This is a genomic window from Streptomyces alkaliphilus (assembly GCF_014141535.1).
Taxonomy (GTDB): Bacteria; Actinomycetota; Actinomycetes; order Streptomycetales; family Streptomycetaceae; genus Streptomyces; species Streptomyces alkaliphilus.
In genome coordinates this window covers 1-3981 of sequence record NZ_VKHT01000465.1, presented here as the reverse complement: position 1 = coordinate 3981, position 3981 = coordinate 1, and the positions used below count along the sequence as shown (strand labels likewise).

At 70.7% G+C, this 3981-nt stretch carries 4 protein-coding genes; all 4 read right to left on the bottom strand.

The genetic code is table 11. The annotated features are described in order from the left end of the window. Window positions 1-1068 (bottom strand): FAD-dependent monooxygenase (locus FNQ90_RS15040; RefSeq protein ID WP_228471218.1); only part of this gene is annotated, 1068 nt, incomplete at its 3' end. 24 nt (window positions 1069-1092) lie between these two features. Further along, window positions 1093-2082, bottom strand: coding sequence for an amino acid ABC transporter permease (locus FNQ90_RS15035; RefSeq protein WP_182606847.1), 990 nt, complete (start codon window positions 2080-2082; stop codon window positions 1093-1095). After that, window positions 2079-2750 carry an amino acid ABC transporter permease gene (locus FNQ90_RS15030; protein WP_182606846.1) on the bottom strand — a complete coding sequence of 224 codons (672 nt, stop codon included), beginning with the start codon at window positions 2748-2750 and terminating at the stop codon, window positions 2079-2081. Before FNQ90_RS15030 ends, FNQ90_RS15035 begins: the two co-directional genes overlap by 4 nt. Before the next feature lie 241 nt (window positions 2751-2991). After that, window positions 2992-3882, bottom strand: a complete 891-nt coding sequence (locus FNQ90_RS15025; RefSeq protein ID WP_182606845.1) for a glutamate ABC transporter substrate-binding protein — start codon at window positions 3880-3882, stop codon at window positions 2992-2994. Window positions 3883-3981: the final 99 nt, after the last annotated feature.

Sequence of the window (3981 nt, the reverse complement as noted above, 5' to 3'; positions counted from 1 at the left end):
CGGCAGGGCCTGGTCCACAGCCCGCAGCCGTGCGCCCACCGCGCCGCGCCGTTCCTCGGCGTAGCTCTCCAGCAGCCCCTCGGCACCGCCCGGCCGTCGGTCCGCGGCCAGCTTCCACGCCAGGTTGTCCACGTCCCGCAGCCCCTCGGCCACCTGTTGCGTTCCCAGCGCGCCCATCAGGTGCGCCGCGTCCCCCGCCAACAGCACACGGCCCGAGCGCCACCAGCGCGCCAACCGCTGGTGACAGGCGTACACGCCGGTGTCCAGCAGTTCGTGCGGGGGGAGTTCGCCCCCGTTCAAACCCACCAGGGTCCGCTCCACCCGTTCCAGCAGGGCCTCGGGCGTCACCGGGTTCTCCTCGGGCGGCAACGGCCAATCCAGCCGCACCGTGTCCCCGGTCAGCGGGCGCACCAGCACCTCCGGCGGAGCGGTGCGTGCCCCACCGACCCGGCGGGGGGCCGGCAGCGCCCGGTGGAGCGTGGCCTCCCCGGTGTCCGGTATGCCGCCGCGCACCGCGGCCACCGCGTAGCGCTCCACCGCCGTGCGACCGGGGAAGGCGACCCCCAGCAGTTTCCGCACCGTGGACCGGGCGCCGTCACACCCCACCAGATGGCTGCCCCGCCGACTCGCTGAACCGCCCGCCGAGTCCTCCTTCAGACGCGCGGTGACCCCGGCCTCGTGCTGCTCCAGGTCCACCAGGCGGGCGGGGGAGAGCATTTCCACCAGGCCGGTCCGTCCCACCGCGCCCCACAGCGCCTCCTCCAGCGCGTGCTGCGGCAGGTGGACCGGCGAGCGCTCCTCGGTGAAGACGGCCTCCTCCACCACCCGGCCGCGCACGGTGGTCCGCCACCCGCTCCAGGTCGTCGCGTGTTCCACCGCACCCGGCAGACGGGCCCAGTGGGCGATGTCGGGGGGCAGCACGCAGGTGCGGGCGGCCCGTCGCACCACCCCCTCGTCGCTCCCGTCGAGAACGACGGAGGGAACCCCGTGGCGGGAGAGGGCGAGCGCCAGCGCGAGCCCGACGGGGCCCGCGCCGGCGATGATCACGGGCAGCACAGGAGTATGCAACCCACCTGTTCGACACCCGTCAAGTCAGGGCTGGTTACCCGCCTCCCCCGACAATGTCGGACCGCTCGGGTCGATCGGGCCGGCCGTGCCGGAGGTCCGGATGTCCGGAGCCGGTTTGGGTGGGGTCTCCAGCTCCAGCAGCTCGCCCGGATCGGTGGCCACCACGGCCCCGGTCCCGCGCTTGCCGCGGCGGATGCGGCCCTCCAGCCAGCTCGCGAAGCTGGTGAGCAGGAAGTTCAACACGATGTAGATCAACGCCACCACGGTCATGCTGGCGATGATGTTGGCACCGTAGTTCGCGCTGATCAGCGTGGTTTGACGCAGCAGGTCGTAGAGACCGAATACCGCCCCGCCCAGTGCGGTGTCCTTCACGATCACCACGAGTTGGGTGACGAGCGCCGGCAGCATCGCGGTGACCGCCTGCGGCAACAGCACGAACCGCATGGTCTGGTTCTTGCGCATGCCGATCGCCTGCGCCGCGTCCGACTGGCCGCGCGGCAGGGAGAGGATGCCCGCCCGCACCACCTCGGCCAGGACCGACGCGTTGTAGAGCACCAGACCGGTGACCACCGCGTACAGCGGCCGGTTCTCCCGGGCGACATCGGTGAACATCGCGTACGCCTCGTTGGCGAACAGCATCAGGAGCAGCACCGGGATCGCGCGGAAGAATTCCACGATCGCCCCGGCGGGCGCCCGTATCCACCAGTGGTCGGAGAGCCGGGCGACACCGAGGATCGCGCCCAGGGGCAGGGCGATGACGATCGCGAAGAAAGCCGCCTTGAGCGTGGTCATCAGACCGGGTAGGAGGTACGTCGTCCAGACCCGGGAGTCGGTCACGAACGGGCTCCACTTGGCCGCCGTCAGGTGACCGGCGTCGTCGAGGAGCATCACCACCCAGCCGATCAGAACGACCAGCAGGGCGCCGAAGACGATCGCCATCACGGCGTTGCGCACCCGGGCACGGGGCCCCGGCGCGTCGTAGAGGACCGACGGGGAGTTGGAAGAGGCACTCATCGCTTCACCGCCACACGCTTGCTCACCCAGCCGAGCAGCAGCCCGGTGGGGAGGGTCAGGAGAATGAAACCGAACGCGAAGATTCCCGCGATGAGGAAGAGTTGGGCCTCGTTCTCGATCATTTCCTTCATCAGCAGCGCGGCCTCGGCCACGCCGATGGCGGCCGCCACGGTGGTGTTCTTGGTCAACGCGATCAGCACGTTGGCCAGCGGCGCCACCACCGAACGGAACGCCTGGGGCAGCACCACCAGGGTCAACACCTGGTCGAAGCGCAGGCCCAGGGCCCGGGCGGCCTCCGCCTGGCCCAGCGGCACGGTGTTGATGCCCGAGCGCAGCGCCTCGCAGACGAAGGTGGCGGTGTAGGCGATGAAGCCGAGGATCGCCAGCCGGAAGTAGATCTCCGGCGGGCGGTCACCACCCAGGCTGAATCTCAGGGCCATGTACAGCCCCTGGGCGCAGGCGATGATGACCAGGGTCAGCGGGATGTTGCGGAACAGATGAACGTAGACGGTGCCGAAGGCGCGCATGACGGGCACCGGGCTGACCCGCATGGCGGCCAGCACGGTGCCCCAGATCAGGGAGCCGATGGCCGACCAGAAAGTCAGCTGCACCGTCGTCCAGAAGGCGCCGAGCAGGTCGTACCGCTCGAAGTCAAGGAACTCGAACACGGACTCTCGCAGTCTCGTCGGGCCGCAGCGGCCCGAGGGGCCGGAGTGGACGGGGCCGGACAGAACGACAGGAACGGGAAGAGGGCGGGTGTCGGACGGACACGACCACGGGGCCGGGCCGGGCGCGGCCGGGAGGACGCCGTCCGTCCGTCACCGGTATGTGCCGCGCCGCCGCCGGAAGCCTCCGTCGGCGGCGCGGCACGGGGAACCGGCGGGGAGGAGCCGGTCCCGGGTACGGGTGTCAGTCGGTCTCGGTGATCTCCGGGGCGGCCTCCGCCTCGTAGCCGGCCGGGCCCAGGTTGGCCTCGACGAACTCGGCCCAGGAGCCGTCCTCGACCATCTTCTCGATGGCCGCGTTGACCTGGTCGCGCAGGTCGGTGTCCTCCTTGGCCAGACCGACGCCGTAGAACTCGTCGCTCAGGTTGAGACCGGCGAGCTTGAACTTGCCCTCGTGCTCGGGCTGGGCGGCGTACCCGGCGAGGATGGCGTCATCCGTGGTGAGCGCGTCGACAGTGCCGTTCTCCAGGCCGGCCAGGCACTCGGAGTAGGTGCCGAACTCGTGCAGGTGGGCGTCGGGGGCGACATCGTCCTTGACCCGCTGGGCGGAGGTGGAACCGGTCACCGAGCAGAGGGTGAGTTCGTTGATGTCGTCCTCGCTGGTGACGTCCTCGTCGGCCCGGATCAGCAGGTCCTGGTGGGCGACGAAGTACGGGCCGGCGAAGCTGATGGACTCCTTGCGGGCGTCGGTGATCGAGTAGGTGGCGACGACCAGGTCGACGTCACCGCGCATGATGAGGTTCTCGCGCTCGGGGGAGGGAGCCTCCAGCCACTCGATGTCGGACGCGTTCACGCCCAGCTCGCCGGCGATGTAGGTGGCCACGTCCACGTCGAGGCCCTTGTACTCGCCGTCCGGGGTCAGCAGGCCGAGGCCCGGCTGGTCGAACTTGATGCCGATGGTGAGGCTCTCGCCGCCCGAGCCGGCGTCGCCGCCGTCGTCGGAGCCGGAACCGCCGTTGTCGGAGGCCGAGCCACCGTTGTCGTTGGTGTCGGAGTCCTCGGAGCCGCAGGCGGTGGCGGTGAGGGAGAGGGCGAGGACGGTGGCGGCGAGGGCGGTGGCCTTGCGGATTCTCATGATCGGTAACTCCCCAGAGGGTCGATGGACACGGTGCCCGGGACGGGCGGGGTCGTGCCGGGATGGAACGGACTCACGGCCGCGGGTGGGGACCGGAGC

Bases quoted from the DNA above. Each gene is read 5' to 3' on its own strand.
- FNQ90_RS15035 (WP_182606847.1), bottom strand. From the start codon at position 2,082: ATGAGTGCCTCTTCCAACTCCCCGTCGGTCCTCTACGACGCGCCGGGG.
- FNQ90_RS15025 (WP_182606845.1), bottom strand. From the start codon at position 3,882: ATGAGAATCCGCAAGGCCACCGCCCTCGCCGCCACCGTCCTCGCCCTC.